Origin of the sequence: Paenibacillus hebaui, assembly GCF_051934385.1 — a bacterium.
In the GTDB taxonomy this organism is placed as follows: Bacteria; Bacillota; Bacilli; order Paenibacillales; family Paenibacillaceae; genus Paenibacillus.
Window position 1 is genome coordinate 252,221 of record NZ_CP196836.1, and the last position, 18,231, is coordinate 270,451.

At 49.1% G+C, this 18,231-nt stretch carries 15 protein-coding genes; 12 read left to right on the top strand and 3 right to left on the bottom strand.

All coding sequences use genetic code 11. The features are described 5' to 3' along the window. Nucleotides 1-5: 5 nt before the first annotated feature. From ACR32F_RS01170 to ACR32F_RS01185, 4 genes are all read left to right on the top strand, one after another. Entirely contained in the window at nucleotides 6-2,318 is a 2,313-nt protein-coding gene (locus ACR32F_RS01170) for a glycoside hydrolase family 3 N-terminal domain-containing protein (RefSeq protein ID WP_440115393.1), read from the top strand. After that, on the top strand, nucleotides 2,315-5,416 hold the full coding sequence (locus ACR32F_RS01175) for an alpha-mannosidase (protein ID WP_440115395.1): 3,102 nt from the start codon (nucleotides 2,315-2,317) through the stop codon (nucleotides 5,414-5,416). Before ACR32F_RS01170 ends, ACR32F_RS01175 begins: the two co-directional genes overlap by 4 nt. An 87-nt stretch (nucleotides 5,417-5,503) precedes the next feature. Continuing rightward, entirely contained in the window at nucleotides 5,504-6,379 is an 876-nt protein-coding gene (locus ACR32F_RS01180; protein ID WP_440115397.1) for a sugar phosphate isomerase/epimerase family protein, read from the top strand. A gap of 12 nt (nucleotides 6,380-6,391) precedes the next feature. Then, entirely contained in the window at nucleotides 6,392-7,264 is an 873-nt protein-coding gene (locus tag ACR32F_RS01185; RefSeq protein WP_440115399.1) for a sugar phosphate isomerase/epimerase family protein, read from the top strand. A 48-nt stretch (nucleotides 7,265-7,312) separates the two neighbouring features. Here the strand turns inward: ACR32F_RS01185 and ACR32F_RS01190 are convergent, their stop codons facing one another. Continuing rightward, complete coding sequence (locus tag ACR32F_RS01190) at nucleotides 7,313-8,074, bottom strand: MerR family transcriptional regulator (RefSeq protein WP_440115401.1); 762 nt, start codon at nucleotides 8,072-8,074, stop codon at nucleotides 7,313-7,315. Between the two features lie 15 nt (nucleotides 8,075-8,089). After that, the gene (locus ACR32F_RS01195; RefSeq protein WP_440115403.1) at nucleotides 8,090-8,965 is read right to left on the bottom strand and encodes a CPBP family glutamic-type intramembrane protease; all 876 of its coding nucleotides are present in this window, start codon (nucleotides 8,963-8,965) and stop codon (nucleotides 8,090-8,092) included. Between the two features lie 175 nt (nucleotides 8,966-9,140). Between ACR32F_RS01195 and ACR32F_RS01200 the strand changes: the two genes are divergently transcribed. After that, nucleotides 9,141-9,368 (top strand): DNA-binding protein, encoded by a 228-nt coding sequence (locus tag ACR32F_RS01200; RefSeq protein ID WP_440115405.1) that lies wholly within the window; start codon nucleotides 9,141-9,143, stop codon nucleotides 9,366-9,368. A gap of 262 nt (nucleotides 9,369-9,630) precedes the next feature. Then, a complete protein-coding gene (locus ACR32F_RS01205) occupies nucleotides 9,631-10,059 on the top strand; it encodes a VOC family protein (protein WP_440115407.1) in 429 nt (142 codons plus the stop codon). A gap of 86 nt (nucleotides 10,060-10,145) precedes the next feature. Here ACR32F_RS01205 and ACR32F_RS01210 read toward each other — a convergent pair whose 3' ends face one another. Then, a complete protein-coding gene (locus tag ACR32F_RS01210) occupies nucleotides 10,146-11,003 on the bottom strand; it encodes a hypothetical protein (RefSeq protein WP_440115409.1) in 858 nt (285 codons plus the stop codon). Between the two features lie 203 nt (nucleotides 11,004-11,206). Here ACR32F_RS01210 and ytxJ point away from each other — a divergent pair, with 203 nt between their 5' ends. From ytxJ to kdpB, 6 genes are all read left to right on the top strand, one after another. Then, nucleotides 11,207-11,746, top strand: a complete 540-nt coding sequence (gene ytxJ, locus ACR32F_RS01215) for a bacillithiol system redox-active protein YtxJ (RefSeq protein WP_440115411.1) — start codon at nucleotides 11,207-11,209, stop codon at nucleotides 11,744-11,746. A 112-nt stretch (nucleotides 11,747-11,858) separates the two neighbouring features. Further along, nucleotides 11,859-12,629 (top strand): spr1630 family ClpXP-sensitive toxin, encoded by a 771-nt coding sequence (locus ACR32F_RS01220; RefSeq protein WP_440115413.1) that lies wholly within the window; start codon nucleotides 11,859-11,861, stop codon nucleotides 12,627-12,629. A gap of 20 nt (nucleotides 12,630-12,649) precedes the next feature. Next, entirely contained in the window at nucleotides 12,650-13,846 is a 1,197-nt protein-coding gene (locus ACR32F_RS01225) for a spr1629 family repressor/antitoxin (RefSeq protein WP_440115415.1), read from the top strand. 337 nt (nucleotides 13,847-14,183) lie between these two features. Beyond that, entirely contained in the window at nucleotides 14,184-14,246 is a 63-nt protein-coding gene (locus ACR32F_RS01230; RefSeq protein ID WP_231952816.1) for a potassium-transporting ATPase subunit F, read from the top strand. 63 nt (nucleotides 14,247-14,309) lie between these two features. Then, complete coding sequence (kdpA, locus tag ACR32F_RS01235) at nucleotides 14,310-15,989, top strand: potassium-transporting ATPase subunit KdpA (RefSeq protein ID WP_440115417.1); 1,680 nt, start codon at nucleotides 14,310-14,312, stop codon at nucleotides 15,987-15,989. A 67-nt stretch (nucleotides 15,990-16,056) separates the two neighbouring features. Further along, the gene (kdpB, locus tag ACR32F_RS01240) at nucleotides 16,057-18,201 is read left to right on the top strand and encodes a potassium-transporting ATPase subunit KdpB (protein ID WP_440115419.1); all 2,145 of its coding nucleotides are present in this window, start codon (nucleotides 16,057-16,059) and stop codon (nucleotides 18,199-18,201) included. The last annotated feature ends 30 nt before the right edge of the window (nucleotides 18,202-18,231 follow it).

The window sequence follows — 18,231 nt, forward strand, 5'->3', positions numbered from 1 at the left end:
TGCATATGGACTATAAAGATGCTTCGCTTCCCATTCAAGAACGGGTACAGGATCTGCTCGGTCGGATGACAACGGAGGAGAAGATTGGACAGCTGATTCAGCCGATGGGTTGGAAGACTTATGTTAAAGAATCAGATGGCACGGTACAGGTGACGGAGGAGTTTAAAGAGGACGTTGCAAAGGGAGGAATCGGGTCTCTGTATGGTGTGCTTCGTGCTGATCCCTGGACAGAAGTGACGCTGCAGACGGGGCTGACCCCCAGGCAGGGGGCTGCTGCCACGAATGAAATTCAGCGGTATGCCATAGAAAACTCCCGGCTTGGGATTCCCATTTTGTTCGGGGAAGAGTGTTCTCATGGGCATATGGCAATTGGGGCGACCGTATTCCCGGTGCCACTTGCCGTAGGCGGCACCTGGAACTTGGAACTATATCGTAAGATGTGCGAAGCGATTGCGGTGGAGACCCGAAGCCAGGGGGGAGCGGCAACGTATTCCCCTGTGCTTGATGTCGTGCGTGACCCGAGATGGGGCCGGACGGAGGAATGTTTTGCCGAAGATCCATACTTGATCGGTGAATTCGCGGTTGAAGCGATGAAAGGCCTGCAAGGTGACCGGCTGGATTCCAATCAGACAATTGTGGCGACACTCAAACATTTTGCGGCTTATGGCAGTTCAGAGGGAGGTCGCAATGCAGCCCCTGTCCATATGGGATTACGAGAGCTGCATGAGGTGGATCTGCTGCCCTTCAAGAAAGCTGTGGAAGCCGGGGCTTGCTCCGTCATGACAGCATATAACGAAATTGACGGTGTACCTTGTACGTCGAGTTCGTACCTACTACATGATCTTTTGCGTGAGCAATGGGGGTTTGATGGGTTCGTCATCACCGATTTTGGCGCGATTCAGATGCTAGTCCGTGGGCACAACACGGCAGAGAACGGGGAACAGGCCGTCGCACAGTCGCTCCAGGCAGGTGTGGACATGGAAATGTCCGGGTACATGTACCGGAAGCATCTCGGGCAGACGCTGGAGCAAGGATTAATCGGAGAGCAGGATCTGGATACAGCCGTATGGCGAGTTCTGGAGATGAAGTTCAGACTGGGCTTGTTCGAACAGCCTTTCGTTGATCCCGACTTTGCGGAGCAGGTGATTGGATGTGAGGATCATATTCAGCTGGCGAGGGAAGTCGCGCAAGAGGGAATCATTTTACTCAAAAATGAGGACAATACTCTTCCGCTCAGCAAAACAGGTACTAAGCTGGCTGTTATTGGTCCAAATGCGAACCATATCTACAACCAGCTTGGTGACTACACCTCGCCGCAGCCGAGAGGACAGATCGTTACGGTGCTGGATGGTATTACGCGCAAGCTAGGTGCTGACGCCGGAAAGGTGCTGTACGCACCCGGCTGCCGGATCAAGGGCGATTCCAGAGAGGGTTTTGCGCAAGCGCTCTCCTGTGCTGAACAAGCGGATGCCATTATTATGGTGATGGGAGGGTCCAGTGCCCGTGATTTTGGAGAAGGGACCATTGATCTGCGGACGGGGGCATCCGTTGTTACGGATGATCCATGGAACGATATGGAGTGCGGCGAGGGCATAGACCGATCGTCTCTGAGCCTGATGGGTGTTCAACTGGAGCTGGTGCAGGAAGTACATAAGCTGGGCAAACCGGTTATTGTTGTGTATATCAACGGACGACCGATTGCCGAACCTTGGATTGATGAGCATGTTCAGGCCATTGTGGAGGCGTGGTATCCGGGGCAGGAGGGCGGCAATGCCATTGCAGATATCCTGTTCGGTGACATGAACCCGTGCGGTCGTCTGACCGTTTCCATTCCCAAGCATGTAGGACAACTTCCTGTCTACTATAATGCCAAACGTACCCGAGGCAAACGGTACCTGGAGACGGATCTTGCACCGCAGTATCCTTTTGGCTTCGGGCTGAGCTACACCGAATTTAAGTACGAGAATGTAAGGGTTGTCCCGGAAGTGATCGGACCAGACGATAAGGCACAGGTACAGGTGGAGGTCACGAACGTTGGAGCGGTTGCTGGAGATGAGGTTGTGCAACTATATATTACGGATGTGTCGGCTTCGGTAACGCGGGCTGAAATTACACTGAAAGGTTTTCGCAAAATTCATCTGAAGCCAGGACAGACCCAAACGGTTACGTTCCCTGTGCAAAAAGAACATCTGGAACTGATCGACTCCCGTCTTCAGCCTGTTGTAGAACCAGGTGAATTCAGGCTGATGGTCGGCCGCAGTTCCAGGGACTGGACTGCTTGCAGCCTGCACATCCAGAAGGTGGGGGTAGAGGTATGATTCGAATTCAGAGATTCATTCAGGATCTGGCCCAGCAGCAATGGCTTGATACCATTGAGCTTCCGCAGTGGCGGATGCAGAAGGCGAAGTATATCCGCTCTGGTGAATACGAGTTCGAACAGGAGCATGCGGCTGTTCAAAGCGTGAATCCGCTCGATAGCCACCATGGAACGACTTATTTTCTGAGCATAACCGTGGAGGTTCCCGTCGAGTGGGAGGATCATGCGGTCGGGTTGATCTTTGAGGCTGGGGGTGAAGGGCTCTTGAAGGTGAATGGCACGCCTTATCACGGGCTGGATCGGAATCATGGATTCGTACCTCTTCCCAAGAATCGGGTAGGAAGTACACCTTTATTGGAGATCGAACTCTACGATCCTATACCGGAGCCGCATGACCCACTGAACCGACAGGCTGTTATTCAGCCGCCAATCCGAGGCATCCGAGCCGCTTTGGTTCAGGTTAATCAGCCACTACAGAGCTTGATGTACAGCGTGACGGTACTCGCCGAGTCACTCCGGGCATTGGCTGAGAAGGACTTGAAGCGGATTCGTCTTGTTCGGGCCATTCATCAGGTGATGGATGAGATGTACAACGAGCCGGGGCGCTGGAGTGAGGCAGCATGGGTACAGAGCTTCGAACATTCGTTGGCTCAGTCGGTACAGGAGGAAGACCCGGAAGAGTACCGGAATGGATTCATGCATCTGGTCGGGCAATCACACATTGATATCGCCTGGCTATGGCCCGTACGTGAGACGGTCCGCAAGTCCAGTCGCACATTCTCCACGATGTGTACTTTGATGGAGGAGTACCCGGAGTTTGTGTATTCGCAGAGTCAGCCGCAGTTGTATGCATTCGTAAAGGAACATTATCCCGAGCTGTATGAACGAATCAAAGCCCGAATTGCCGAAGGCCGCTGGGAGCTGGTCGGAGGCATGTGGGTAGAGCCGGATCTGAACATTCCGAGTGGCGAGTCGTTGGTGAGGCAGATGCTGTACGGGCAAAACTTCTATCAGGAGGAGTTCGGCAAACGTTCGAATATTGAGTGGCTTCCTGATACGTTTGGCTACTGTGCTTCCCTGCCGCAAATGCTCAAGCTGGCGGACATTCCCTATTTTATGACCACCAAGCTCAATTGGAATGATACCAATGTGTTTCCGTATGATCTGTTCCATTGGGTGGGCATTGACGGCACCTCGGTGCTTGCCTATCTCAATCACGGCGTGAATGAGCATACGCGCCCCAAAGATGTGGATGAGCACTGGCAATCCTATAAACAGAAGGATGTGCACCCCGAGCAGATGTTGCTCTACGGACATGGCGATGGTGGCGGCGGTGTAACGAATGAAATGATTGAGTTCGCGGAGCGATCTCGTTTCATGGTTGGACAGCCGATTAGCAAATTCAGTACGGCGGGAGCCTTTTTCGAAGGAATTTCGAATCATAATCCTACTTTGCCACAATGGCATGGCGACTTATACCTGGAGCTGCATCGCGGAACCTATACCACCCATGCACGGAATAAACGAAGCAATCGCAAAGCGGAAGTGCTGTACCGGGAAGCAGAGATCTGGGGACAGCTTGCGGGATCGGAAGCCACGCGGATGAAGGAGGACCTGAACGAAGGCTGGAAGCTCATCATGCTCAACCAGTTCCATGACATTATCCCTGGAACGTCGATCCCTGAAGCGTATGTAACGTCCACGGAGGAGTACAACAAGGTGTTTGCGTTGGGAACATCTGCGTTGAAGGATACGTTGGATACCCTCGCGGAGAACATTGCGACAGATCGGTTTGAGGGCCTGCCATACATCGTATTCAACAGTCTGGGCTGGGAACGTGGGGAAGTGGTGACCATTACAGGCGATTCGAAACTTAGCGGTTTAGCTGCATTTGACAATCAGGGACAACATCTGGAATGCGACCTTGAGCAAAATGAAGACAAGTACACGCTGTCCGTGTATGTTCCATTCATTCCGGCTTTCGGGTATACAACCTTATGGCTGCGCACGGCAACGGATGTTGTCCTTCCAGCATGGAAAGATGAACCGTTCCCTTCCGTATGGGAAACAGAATTCTACACCCTTGAATTCAATGACAGCGGAGAAATCACAAGGTGGTATGACAAGTCTGTCCGCCGCGAGTGGCTGAAGCCAGGAGATATAGCGAATGAGTTGCAATTCTTCCATGACAAGCCGACATATTGGGATGCCTGGGACATCGATCCGCGGTTCGAGTCCCAACGGGCAGGCAAGGTACAGTTGATCTCCAGAAAGATTGTACAACGAGGGGCAACGCAGGATGTACTTCGTTTCCACTGGAAGCTGAATCACTCCGAGATCAGCCAGGACATTATTTTGTATCGTCACCAGCGGCGTGTTGATTTCAAAACCAAGGTGAACTGGGCGGAAAGTCATAAGTTGCTCAAGGTAGCATTTCCGGTTGATTTGGTAGCAGCCAAAGCAGCCTACGAAATTCCGTTTGGTGCGCTGGAACGACCAACCCATAACAACACCAGTTGGGAACAGGCGCAATTTGAAGTCTGCGGACACCGCTGGGCTGATGTTTCCGAGGGCAATAGTGGTGTAAGCCTGCTGAATGATTGCAAGTATGGATACGACATCAAGGATCGAACCATCCGTCTGTCCCTGCTTCGTGCTCCGAAATGGCCGGATGAACATGCGGATCAGGGTGAGCATGAATTTACCTATTCCTTTCTGCCACATCAGGGTGATTGGCGGCAGGCTGGAGTGGTTCGGCGTGCGATGGAACTTAACCATCCTCTGGAGCTTGTTGTTACGAGCCGGCATTCGGGCCGATTGCCAACAGAGCATTCCTGGGTCCATTTCCGCAGCAAGCATGTTATCCTGGATACAGTTAAGGCTTCAGAGGATGGTACAGGAACGGTACTACGTTTCTATGAATCATCGGGAGGAAGAGAAACGGTCGAGGTGCAGTGGGCAGAAACGAAGGCAAAAGCATCTGTAGTCAATCTGTTGGAGGATGAAATCAGACCGCTGGCTTGCCATGAAGGAAAGTTTGAACTGGCATTTAAGCCTTATGAGATTCAGTCGGTGAAGCTCATCCCATATTCTCAGTAATAACAGGGAAAAGATGCAGTCAGACAGTAATTAATCATAAGCTTATGTAAGGCCAATCCATTCACCTAATCAGAGGGAGGGCATGACATGAAATTAACGAACAAGATCGGCGTCATCGTAGACAGCTTCGGTGTAGGCGTACGGGAAGGGTTGAACAAGGCGAAAGATGTAGGTGCAGAGGGTGTGCAGATCTACGCAGTTAAGGGAGAGATGGACCCCGAAAATTTGTCGCCTGCGGCGCGCAAGGAGCTAAGAAGTCATATCACTTCTCTCGGTCTTGAAATTTCTGCACTGGTTGGCGATTTGGGAGGTCACGGATTTCAGGTCAAGGAAGATAATCCGTGGAAAGTAGAAAAGTCGAAGCGCATCGTGGATCTGGCCCTCGATCTGGGAACTAATATTGTCACAACGCACATCGGCATTGTCCCACATGACCCAACATCCGAAGTATATGCCACCTTGCATGCCGCTTGTGAGGAGCTGGGTCAATACGCCAAAAGTGTTGGCGCATACTTCGCTATCGAGACGGGGCCGGAAACCGCCGCAGACTTGAAGAGGTTTTTGGATACCCTGTCGACCAACGGGGTTTCGGTGAATTTTGACCCGGCGAACATGGTGATGGTGACCGGAGATGACCCTGTGCGGGGTGTTCATCTGCTCAAGGATTACATTGTGCATACCCATGTGAAGGATGGTGTACGTCTGCAAGAAGTAGACCCGCGAGATGTATATGGTGCTGTGGGTTATGCGCCTATGGATCATGAGAAGATCGCCGAAATGGTCTCATCTGGCACGTTTTTCCGCGAGGTACCGCTGGGCGAGGGCAGTGTAGATTTTGACGGATACTTCGCTGCTCTTCAGGAGATTGGCTATACGGGGTATCTGACGATTGAACGCGAGGTTGGCAACCAGCCGGAGCAGGACATTCGCAAAGCGGTGCAATTTATCCAACAATACCGATAGGGAGCTGAGCAGATGAAAGTGGGCCTGAGTACGTATAGCTTGTTGAACGATCTGAATTCGGGTGAAATGACGGTTCTGGATATCATCGACTGGATTGCTGCAAATGGTGGGGAGCATATGGAGATGGTTCCGTATGGCTATACGTTGGAGGACAATCCTGATCTGGCCGACGACATTCGGGAGCGGGCTGCTTCTGCGGGTATTGAGCTGTCCAACTATTCGATGCCTGCCAATTTTGTACAGGAGACGGAGGAAGCCTTTGAAGAAGAGATGGCTCGGGTCAAAAGGCATGTCGATGTTGTACACCGAATGGGTGTAAAGCATATGCGTCATGACGTAACGGCGTTTACTTTGCCCAAGGAGAAAATGACGATTGCCTGGTTCGAGGAAAACTTGCCGCCGATGGTGAAGGGAAGCCAGATCATTGCGGATTATGCTGCACAGTTTGGCATTACAACAACTATTGAGAATCACGGCTTCAGTGTGCAGGCGAGTGACCGTGTGCAGCGTGTGCTTCATGCCGTAGATCGCCCCAACTTCAAAACGACACTCGACATTGGCAACTTCATGTGTGTGGATGAGAATCCGATCATCGGGGTCATGAAAAATCTGCCGTACGCTTCTCTGGTCCATTTCAAAGACTTCTATTTCCGCCCTTATGATGAGCACCCGGGTGAAGGAGAGTGGTTCATTACCGCCTACGGCAACTTCTTGCGTGGTGCCATCGTTGGGCAAGGGGATATTCCGATACGTAAAATAGTAAAGCTAATCAAAGACTCCGGTTATAATGGCAACATTACGGTGGAGTTCGAAGGCATGGAGGAATGTAAATCAGCATCCAAAATTGCCATGAGTAACCTGCGCCGCTTCTGGGATGAGGCGTAATGAAGCTTAGCGAGGGAATGGATCAAGGGCCACTTTTCGAAGTGGCTCTTATGGTTGATCCCCCGGATCCTGGACTGCCCATCGATCCAGGATCGTTTCGATGTAACGCATGGTTTCCGTTGTCATACCATACACACGAGCTGGCTGATCATCCTCCGGGGCGATATAATCCCAATATTTTTGTGCCAATTCTGCATTCCCTTGAAAAGTCCTTTCGGCATAATCATAGATTCGGATGGCAAGTAACCGTGAGGCTTCGGAATCCACAGGTTCCATCTTGCATGTATGAATTTCTCTGAGAATATCGGCCCATTCCAACGATAGTGGATTGTTCTGATTATTCAGGGGTAACGATTCCATTTCTTCAGGTGTAAAAACATCTCGACGGGACCTGCCCGGGGGCTGCTCCAGTTCACGGATGAAACCCAACATCTCATCCAGGCTAATCGTACCGGAGGCTCTGATGGCATATATGATCGAAAAAAGAAGATGCTCGACCTTGCTTAATCTCTCCTGCTGTTCTTTGACCACGGCCAGTTGTTGTTCCAACGTATTATTCCATAAAGAGAGGGTACTCTCTGGCGCGGAGCGGGCAGCATCCTGATCGAGGAATGCTCCAATCTCTTTCAATTTAAAGTGCATTTTCTTTAGAACAGTAATCTGCTGAAGCCGCAAAATGTCCTCTTCACCATATTTGCGATACTGATTGTTCTCATTACGGGCCGGTCGCAGCAAACCCAGCTTCTCATAATAATGCAGTGTTCGGATGGATACTCCGGTATGTTTGGATAGTTGTCCAACGGTATACAACGGCAGAGCCCTCCCTCATGATTTATGTATTCTCCACCAGCGCCATGAATTGAGCACCGCCAGAATGATCGCACCGACGAAGATCGTCATCATATACAAAATAAATATTTCGGCCAACCCGTTATCTTGCTCGGTATAGCTTAACAATGCCGGTCTATCACCTGGAATAACAACGAATCTGGCTACTTCCAGGTAAGCGATATGAAATCCGATTGAGGCCCATAAAGATCTGGTCAAACTGCGCAGAAGCTGTAACGTAGTACCATAGGTCAAGAGCAAGATCATATAATCCAGGGTTATCCGGTTTCCGGCATCCATACCGACGAGCTCTTGCAATAGGCTGACGCTCATCGGAACCAGCAGAAAGAGTATGATTTGAGATACATAAGCGAAAAACACAGGAAGCCGCAGTCTGGAGCGCAATCCATCATATACCATGCCTCGCAGGGATAGTTCCTCTGGCAAAGCTTCATACAAGAAAGCAATACAACTATTGAGTGCGACAACAAGCAAGAATTCGGCTGAGAAGTGCCACTCCGTAATCGTAATCCAGTTGTTCATACTGGCTATCGCCAAACCGGTGAAGGCCAGAGAAGTGGCAAATAGTGCACCGGAGAGTAAGTGAATTATGCTTTTGCCTGTCAGAGGAAGAAGAACGGACTTCATATGGAAGCGTCTTCGAATGACGAATAATACGGGTAAGATGATACTACTAATGACGACAGCCTGGGTGAGATGAATCATCCATTCAGCAGCACCAACAGTGCTGACGAGTTCCCCTGCGAGTGTAGCAAAAAACAGACCCAATGTCATCGTTAACCAACTCATTCCAACAATGGCCATACCACTGCCGCGTCGTTTCTTGGTTACATGTTCAGGTGACATACTCATGCTAATCCCCTCCTGCAGCCAGTATAAACCCTCGAGTTAACGTCAGGGTCAAGAAGGAAATATGACTAACAGAATATGGACTTATGCAAGGATTGAGTTACGAGCCTCACAAGTATGGTATAATGGGTATATTCAGCCTGGAAAATGACTGGCTATGGATAGGAGATGCTGATCTATGCAGGTATTTGAGGACTGGAACCAGAAAGTGAAAAGAACATTCAATGCTACGAATCCCGAGGTTGTATTGACGGTGTCTGAAGCAGGGAGTTTGTTGGGCCTGACCAAAGACCAGATGAAACTCTATGTAGACAAGAATAAACTAACCAAGGTCCCGATCATGAGAAGTGTTCATCGATACCTCTTATTGAAAAGTGAACTAGATAGCATCGTAAAAACACGATAACCTCATAGGATCGACCACAGCCATTTTACCCACAGGATTCGGGAGAGTGGCCTTTTTTTTATGAGAAAGGGAATGGAGCGCGTTGAAGACTCTCGATCATAGTGGATGAAAAATGGATATCCGGTTAATCCTACCCGTGTGAAGGTTCGCAGAGGCGTTTGTAGAATTACCTTCTTGTCAAAGGACAACCTGTTCATATATACTCATGTCGCAAGTGGCGTGAATTGTTTAATTACATGAGCTCAAGGGGGATGAAGAACGCATGTCGATCAGCTTGAATGTGTATCTGGTAACAGACGGTAATGGACGTGAAGCGGTAGATTTTTATCAAAAGGCATTTGGAGCGGAAGTGCTCGCGCTCCAAACATTTGGCGAGGGTCCGTCCAACCCGGATCACCCCATCCCGCCAGAAGCGAAAGACCGTATTATGCATGCTTCTTTGCAGATTGGCAGCTCGGTATTGATGTTGTCCGATACATTTCCAGGCATGCCGCACACGATAGGCAATCATGTTACGGTTACGGTGAACACGGATACGGCGGATGAAGCCAAAGCTATTTTCAACCAACTGCAAGATGGCGGCGAAGTGAAAATGCCGATACAAGAGACGTTCTGGAGTCCAGCCTACGGCTCGGTTACCGACAAATTTGGAGTCCAGTTCCAGATCAGCTGCGTTCCTGGCAACCAATAATTCAACGATTAATTTTCTCTCCCAAATAGGAAGAAACAACAAAACCTCCAGAACATGAGTAACAACATCATCTGGAGGTTTTTTGGCTATTCTTCCTTTTGGATCTTGGAAGGATTGTTGATTTTGTAGGGTACCGGATTCTTGGTTAGCTTCTTCTTGATGATCTTTCCTTCAAACGTAAGCACGTCGCCTACCTCAAGCTCCTGTTTCTTGATCGTGGCACTGTGGCTGGACCAGGCTTCGCCAATCTCAATCACTTCAGGCTCAGTGATCGTAACAGCCTCATAGATGATGACTTCGTCGTCATTGTCCGAAAAGTGGTTTGGTACAGTCGTAAATTCCTTCACAACTGCCGACATTTTTACTTTACCCTCTGGCAATTCAATCTTAAGCGACTTGGCTTTGCCAGCTGTTTTTGCTTTGGGTTTGGCTGCACTGCTTGTCTCGTTTGCGGGTCCAACATACTCTTCCACCAGACCCTCAGGGTCGCCTTTAAGGCCGGAAGAGATATCATCGTCATCATCTACTTCCATTTCATATGCCTGGAGTGCAACCTCATCGGATTCGGAGCTGACATCTGGTTTTAGTGCAGTTTCAGACTTCGTCACATCGTCTATGTTGGACATCGCTACAGGTTCATTAGACTTTCCTACGCCTTCTCCAACCGGCTTTTTCACATTATAGCCAGAAGCCTGCATTTCTTTTAGGTAAGATGGATGAATACAGTGTTTCTGATCGTTATCTAGTTGAATGACCGCGGCCATATGATCAACGAAACCAATGATCGTGCAGGGCACATTTAATCCGTTACCTTTATAAAAGAAGGTTTTGGCCTTCGTGGCTTTTTCGGACAGCAGTCCCCATTCCTGACACTTCTCAATCAATTCATCTTCGTTCTCAAAAGCCATATAATCCTGCGGCTCAATCATAAAAGCATATGCCATAACGAATTCCCGCCCTTTCATGCCTATTCTTATCCTGACTGTAATTCTAAAGTATAATTAGTGTAGCATAAATTGACTTCTCCCTTCATCTTGCCCTTTAAGTTCAACTAAAATAATAGTGGATGCAACGCAGTGAAGTTCTGAGTGAACGTAATAATACAATAGACATGGGTAGGCTGAATGCAGGAGGAAGGATGATCTACATGGACAAAAAAGTAAATCCTCAGGCCCTTTGGCTTGCGGTGGGCATTGCCATTGGAACGAGTTTTGGTGTGGCTACAGACCAGATTGCCCTAGGCGTTGCTTTTGGTGTGGCATTGGGCATAGTCATTGGCTCTGTCGTTAGCAAACGTGCAGGGTCAGGGCTGGATGATATGCTGAGTGAGCATGTCAGCGAACTGCATAAACATGAGGAATGGGAAGAGATACTTCATCGCTCAGAGGATCATCCCGTCCTTATTCTGAAACACAGTACAACTTGTCCAACCAGTGCGAGAGCGTACAGAGAGTTCATGGCTTTTGTAGGCTCGCATGCGTCAGATCCCGCTCAGAAGATGGAATACCGAATCGTCAGAGTGATCGAAAGTCGTTCACTGTCCCGCCGTATTGCGGAAGATACGGAGGTTCATCATGAATCACCGCAAGTTCTGCTATTGGACAATGGTCAGGTGATCGAACACACTTCTCACGGGAAAATTACCCGGAAGAGATTGATGCAGTGGGCACAGAACCCGTTTGGATGAAGGTCATCGAAATCAGTTTCACTTTAAAAAAAACAAAAAAAATCATATCCTTGCATGTGAATTTCGATTAGAATATAAATGGCCTTCATATTTCTGAATCGGAGTGATTCATATGGAACAATATAAGTTCAAGTCGGAACATAGTCAGATGATTGTTGATGCTATTGTCGAAGGATACCGCGAATATATTGAACACCGTAAAGATCGAAAAGATAAAATGAAGATTAGTTCAGCGTTTGCCTGGACTAAGGGCAACTTTATTGAAAGCAAAATTGCAGATTATTGCGTTGAACAAGGATTTACTCACAAAAAATCCAAAGCAGGTTTAACATGGGATTACCTTCAGTTCACACACGAAGATTCAAAAGTTCTTTTTCTGATTAAAAATGCCGCCTATTTTAATGAACATAGTTTTTCCAGAGCTAAGTTGCCTACGGGTGGTGACAACAAGGGTGTTTTCCGTACGTATCTACATGATCTCTCCAAGATTAATAAAGACTTGAAATTCTCCTTAACCCAACCGTTCGATACTGGACAAGGTAAGTTCGAGAGAGTGGAGCAACTTTGTTTACCCATTCCAGAAAGTCAGGTCAGTCGTGTGAAAGAAGAACTTGAACATTTTGCAGCTACGTATAATGAATTCCATATACTCACTTATGCCATGGATGATGCATATCAAATTTCTAAGGTTCAGCATTATCTGCCCAATCCGCATGATAATATCGCTTATTATATAGAGGATTTGTCGGATCTGATTTCAGGTGCTGAGTTAAATGAGAGTGACCGTGAGGTACTTGCACCAGATATGGAAGATATGGTTGATCCGGCAGCTTATGATATTGAAATTTTGGAAGAAGAACAGCGGGGATCATTCCCTGGGTAGTTCAGTAAGGAGGGAACAGCATGTTCGTTGGTGAAAATTTGACCAATTTGCGGATCATGCATGGATATTCGAGAAAGCAGCTCTCCGAACAGTTAGGTGTGACAGAACAAGCAGTCTGGCAATATGAAAATGCGTATACCTCTCCCAAAGTGCCAATCGTGAATGAGTTGAAACGCATTTTCAGTGTGAAAAGCAAGTATTTTTATGCAAAAGATATGCTTACAGAGCATAATAACTCTGCCAATATTAATGTCATGAACATTGCCTATCGTTCGAAAGTAATGAATGTGATCTCCAAGACACAGACAGAAGCAAAACACGTAGAGTATTTGGACACGTTCATCAATTATATTACCGCTCAGATTAGCCTTCCTACGCTGAAAATTATCAAGCTGCGGGAAGAGGTTATTGAATATATGAATCATTCAGACGATGATCGTGCTACTCAGATCCATTATGTTGCACATCTTGCGCGGCAACGGCTTAATCTGGAGCCATCTACGAATGAGAACTTGATGTTCTGGATTGAAAAAAGCGGTGTTTACGTTTTTGAGAAAGCGATTGGTGAGGAAATTGATGCGTATAGCCTGTGGACGCGAAATGATCGTCCGTTTATCATACTGGGTAACATAAAACGCTCAGCGGTTCGCAGGAATTTTGATATTGCACATGAACTTGGCCATTTGTTGCTTCATTATCGTCTTGAGTTTGTCAATCTGGACCGAAAAGAACACAAATTGATCGAGAATGAAGCCAATCTGTTTGCGGGTGCATTTTTATTGCCTGAGGAAGAATTCTCATTGGATATGAGTGACATCACTCACCAGACAAATCCCGATCAATATCTTGACTTGAAAAAGAAATGGAAGACCTCGCTGCAAGTACTGGGATACAGAGCAGCGCATCTAGGAATGATGGAAGCAAAGGATCATCGTAATTTCTATGCGGCGATGCACCGAAGAGGATATTTGGAAAAGGAACCTTTCGATCATACAATTCCGCTCCAAAAACCGATGCGAATCAAAACCATTATTGACTTGCTCTCCAAGAAAGGTCTTGTGGATATTCGTTATATGATTGAGGACGATTGGAAAGTGGAGACTTCCTTCTTTCATCGTATGACAGGAATAAACACGGACTTTTTTAACAAGTATATGACAAGTAAGCCGGACAACAGTGTCCGTAATGTCATGAAAATGCCTAAACGCAGTTCATAAAACAAATAATTAGGTAGTGAATTAACAAAGCTGCAATATCCATAGATCCGTTTTCTTCAGCAGATGGCTGAGGTGAACGGGTCTATTTTTACGTTTTTTTTACACCCTGATGGGTATTTCTTTACCCCCTTTTTACAGCGTTCCGTATTAGGATTATTGATGTAGCAAGTGAGAAGAACGGTAGAGAGAGGGAGGTTAGGCGCATGGTGAACGATGCCACGATGATCGGCGTGGTTGTGCTACTGTTTGTGGTATTTTGGGGATTTGTAAAGTTTTGTGAGAAAGCATGAATGCATAGGGGGCATGAAAGGGGAGGAGCCATATGATCGTCATAGGCATGATTGTACTCGCGCTGGTCGTCTATCTCGGTTATGTGCTGGTGAGGCCGGAGAAATTCTGATGGTCGCATGGTGCACGAATCTGGAAGCACCCGGATCGTCGATTTTAGGGAGGAAATGCGGATATGGGTAGCGGTTTATTACAAGTGGCGGTGACGCTGCTGATCATTATACTACTGGTGAAACCGATGGGGAGTTATCTGGTGAAGGTGTTTGACGGCAAGCGAACAGGGCTGGACCGGGTGTTTGGCGGACCTGAGCGTCTGCTGTATCGATGGATGGGGGTCCGGGAGAATGAGTCGATGGGCTGGAAAAAGTATCTGTCAGCTGTGCTCATCTCAAACTTCGTCATGCTGTTGTTGATGTTTCTGGTACTGCGGCTGCAAAAATACTTGCCGCTTAATCCGGATGGCATCGGCAACATGCCTGCGGCGCAGGCATTTAACACAGCGGCATCGTTCATGACCAACACCAACTGGCAGTCGTACACGGGCGAGAACGCCCTGTCGTATCTGTCACAGATGCTGGCCGTGACGTTTCCGATGTTCACCTCAGCGGCGACCGGCTTCGCGGTGGCTATTGCATTCATTCGCGGCCTGGTGGGTCGCCGGGATGAACTGGGGAACTTTTACGTCGACCTGATACGGTCGATTACAAGAATTTTTTTGCCGCTGAGCTTCATTGTGGCGCTGTTCCTGGTATTTCAGGGTGTGCCACAGACGCTGGCGGGAGCAGTGAACGCAACCACGCTGGACGGGGCCCAGCAGACGATTAGCCGCGGGCTAGTCGCTTCGCTGGAGTCGATCAAGCACCTGGGTACCAATGGCGGCGGCTGGTTCGGAACTAATGCAGCGCATCCATTTGAGAACCCAACAGCATTGTCCAACCTGGTGCATATCGTCTGCATGATGCTGCTGCCTACTGCACTGGTCTATGCCTTCGGCATCATGGTGAATAACCGGAAGCAGGGCTGGGCGCTGTTTGCGGCCATGAGTTTTCTTTTCCTCGTGATGCTGACCACGGTATTTGTTTCGGAATATCGCGGTGTGCCCGCACTGGATGCGGTGGGGATTCATGGCAATATGGAAGGCAAAGAGGTCAGGTTCGGGGTGTCCGAATCGGCGCTCTTCACGGCGGTGACCACAGCAGCCACAACCGGGTCGGTGAACAATATGCATGAGTCGCTCACTCCGCTCGGGGGTATGGTCGCATTGGCTGAGATGATGCTTAACAACGTATTTGGCGGCAAAGGGGTGGGGCTGCTTAACGGATTGCTCTATGTGATTCTGGCCGTATTTATCTGCGGACTAATGGTTGGGCGAACCCCTGAGTTTCTGGGCAAAAAAATTGAGGGGAAAGAAGTGAAGCTCGCGTCCATCGCGCTGCTCATTCACCCTTTAATTATTCTGGCTCCAACTGCACTGGCGCTTATGCGCCCGGAAGCTGTAGCATCTATCTCAAACGCCGGCATGCATGGCCTGACTGAAGTGCTCTATGCTTTTGCATCCGGGGCTGCCAATAATGGATCGGCGTTTGCTGGACTGAATGCCAACACGGATTTTTACAATATTGCGATAGGTGCAGTGATGCTATTCGGAAGATATATGTCCATGATCGCGATGCTCGCCATTGCCGGATCACTGGCTACCAAACGAGTGGTTCCCGTAACAACGGGTACACTTCGTACGCATACGCCTCTTTTTGCAGGCATTCTGGTGATGATGATTGTGGTGGTTGGAGCGCTCACATTCTTCCCATCGCTGGCGCTTGGGCCGATTGCGGAACATTTGGCGATGATCCGATGATGAATGGTACGGTGATCGGATATGGCAGTATGAGCAAGGACGTAAAGTGCGGAGGTGAATTAGCGCAATGAATGCTGTAGAACGAAAGAAGGCGCAGACGGTGGCAGAATTAGATAGAGACACGATCAGAACCCATGGTAAGGGAACGAGGGGTACGGGCACTGATCCAGGCACGCCCAAAAGAACCAAAACATTAAGTCGGGAGATTCTTCTTCAGGCATCTCTGGATGCCTTCAAAAAGCTGAACCCGGTCGTCATGATCAAAAATCCAGTGATGTTTATCGTCGAAGTCGGCACATTGATCACATTGCTATTATGTATCAATCCGAATCTGTTTGTACCATCTGAGGCAGGGCGGGGGTACAACATCGCGGTGTTTCTCACCCTGTTGTTTACTTTGCTGTTTGCGAACTTTGCGGAAGCACTGGCAGAGGGACGGGGCAAAGCCCAGGCGGATACGCTGCGGAAGACGAAATCGGAAACCACGGCGAAGCTGGTACAGAAAGACGGAACCATCAAGGAAGTATCTTCAACCCAGTTGAAAAAAGGAGATGTCGTCCGTGTAGAAGCAGGAGAACTGATTCCCACGGACGGTGAGATTATGGAGGGGCTGGCCTCTATCGACGAGTCCGCCATTACCGGGGAATCTGCCCCTGTGATCAAGGAGGCGGGCGGTGACTTCTCCTCTGTTACGGGAGGCACGAGGGTCACTTCCGACTATATCGTCATACGTGTGCAGACCGATCCGGGGGAGTCGTTCCTTGACCGAATGATCTCACTTGTTGAAGGCGCACAGCGCCAGAAAACACCGAATGAAATTGCACTGACTACATTACTTGCTGTGTTAACGCTGATATTCCTCATTGTCATCATGACCATGGTGCCAATGGCGAACTATTTGGGCATCCGGCTCGATCTGGCTACCCTTATCGCGTTGCTTGTCTGTCTGATTCCGACAACGATCGGCGGACTGCTCTCCGCTATCGGTATTGCGGGGATGGACCGTGTGACACAGTTCAACGTACTCGCTATGTCGGGTAAAGCGGTGGAAGCGGCAGGCGATATTGACACACTAATCCTGGACAAAACCGGAACGATTACGTACGGCAACCGCATGGCCTCGGAGTTTATCCCCGTTCAGGGCGTATCTGCACAGGAGATGACCCGGGCTGCGCTGCAAGCTTCTGTAGGGGATGAGACACCGGAGGGGCGCTCGGTCGTTGAATTGGCTAGCAAACAGGGCGAGACCTGGGCGGAGACGGAATATGCAGATGCAGAACATGTGAACTTCACCGCAGAGACCCGCATGTCGGGTCTGAATCTAAGCGGAGGGAGGCAGATTCGCAAGGGCGCGGTGGATGCCATCAAACGCTATATCTCCTCCTGTGGAGGGCGGATACCCGGTGATTTGGATGATATATCCAATCGCATCGCCAAGGCTGGGGGGACACCACTTGCTGTTGCGATGGACAACCAGATCTATGGTGTAATTTATCTAAAAGATACGGTAAAGCCGGGGCTGAAAGAGAAGTTTGCGGAGATGCGATCCATGGGCATTAAGACAATTATGTGTACAGGGGATAACCCCTTGACGGCGGCGACCATTGCGCTGGAAGCGGGCGTGGATGATTTTATTGCCGAGGCCAAGCCGGAAGACAAGATTGCCGCGATCAAAAAAGAGCAGCAGGAGGGCAAGCTCGTCGCCATGACCGGCGACGGTACGAACGATGCTCCTGCTCTGGCACAGGCCGATGTGGGCCTGGCGATGAATTCGGGCACCATGGCGGCCAAGGAAGCCGCCAACATGATCGATCTGGATTCCGACCCGACCAAGCTGTTGTCGGTGGTCTCCATTGGCAAGCAGCTGCTGATTACCCGCGGCGCGCTGACGACTTTTTCGATATCCAATGACATTGCGAAGTACTTTGCCATCATTCCGGCCATGTTTATTGTAGCTATGCCGCAGCTGCAAGCACTGAATATTATGAATCTCGCTTCACCACAGTCCGCGATTCTGTCGGCACTGATCTTTAACGCCATCATTATCCCGCTGTTAATCCCAATTGCCATGCGGGGTGTGAAGTATCGGGCCATGTCAGCCGAACGGCTGCTTGGACGGAATGTGTTCATCTATGGTGTAGGCGGTGTGATCGTTCCTTTTATCGGAATTAAGCTCATTGATCTGGTACTATCTGGTCTTCACCTGGTGTGATGATTTAACTACTAACGAATTTAGGATGTG

Bases quoted from the DNA above. Each gene is read 5' to 3' on its own strand.
- kdpB (WP_440115419.1), top strand. From the start codon at position 16,057: ATGAATGCTGTAGAACGAAAGAAGGCGCAGACGGTGGCAGAATTAGAT.
- ACR32F_RS01200 (WP_440115405.1), top strand. From the start codon at position 9,141: ATGCAGGTATTTGAGGACTGGAACCAGAAAGTGAAAAGAACATTCAAT.
- ACR32F_RS01220 (WP_440115413.1), top strand. From the start codon at position 11,859: ATGGAACAATATAAGTTCAAGTCGGAACATAGTCAGATGATTGTTGAT.
- ACR32F_RS01210 (WP_440115409.1), bottom strand. From the start codon at position 11,003: ATGGCATATGCTTTTATGATTGAGCCGCAGGATTATATGGCTTTTGAG.
- ACR32F_RS01225 (WP_440115415.1), top strand. From the start codon at position 12,650: ATGTTCGTTGGTGAAAATTTGACCAATTTGCGGATCATGCATGGATAT.
- ACR32F_RS01170 (WP_440115393.1), top strand. From the start codon at position 6: ATGGACTATAAAGATGCTTCGCTTCCCATTCAAGAACGGGTACAGGAT.
- ACR32F_RS01180 (WP_440115397.1), top strand. From the start codon at position 5,504: ATGAAATTAACGAACAAGATCGGCGTCATCGTAGACAGCTTCGGTGTA.
- ACR32F_RS01195 (WP_440115403.1), bottom strand. From the start codon at position 8,965: ATGAGTATGTCACCTGAACATGTAACCAAGAAACGACGCGGCAGTGGT.
- ytxJ (WP_440115411.1), top strand. From the start codon at position 11,207: ATGGACAAAAAAGTAAATCCTCAGGCCCTTTGGCTTGCGGTGGGCATT.
- kdpA (WP_440115417.1), top strand. From the start codon at position 14,310: ATGGGTAGCGGTTTATTACAAGTGGCGGTGACGCTGCTGATCATTATA.
- ACR32F_RS01175 (WP_440115395.1), top strand. From the start codon at position 2,315: ATGATTCGAATTCAGAGATTCATTCAGGATCTGGCCCAGCAGCAATGG.
- ACR32F_RS01185 (WP_440115399.1), top strand. From the start codon at position 6,392: ATGAAAGTGGGCCTGAGTACGTATAGCTTGTTGAACGATCTGAATTCG.
- ACR32F_RS01205 (WP_440115407.1), top strand. From the start codon at position 9,631: ATGTCGATCAGCTTGAATGTGTATCTGGTAACAGACGGTAATGGACGT.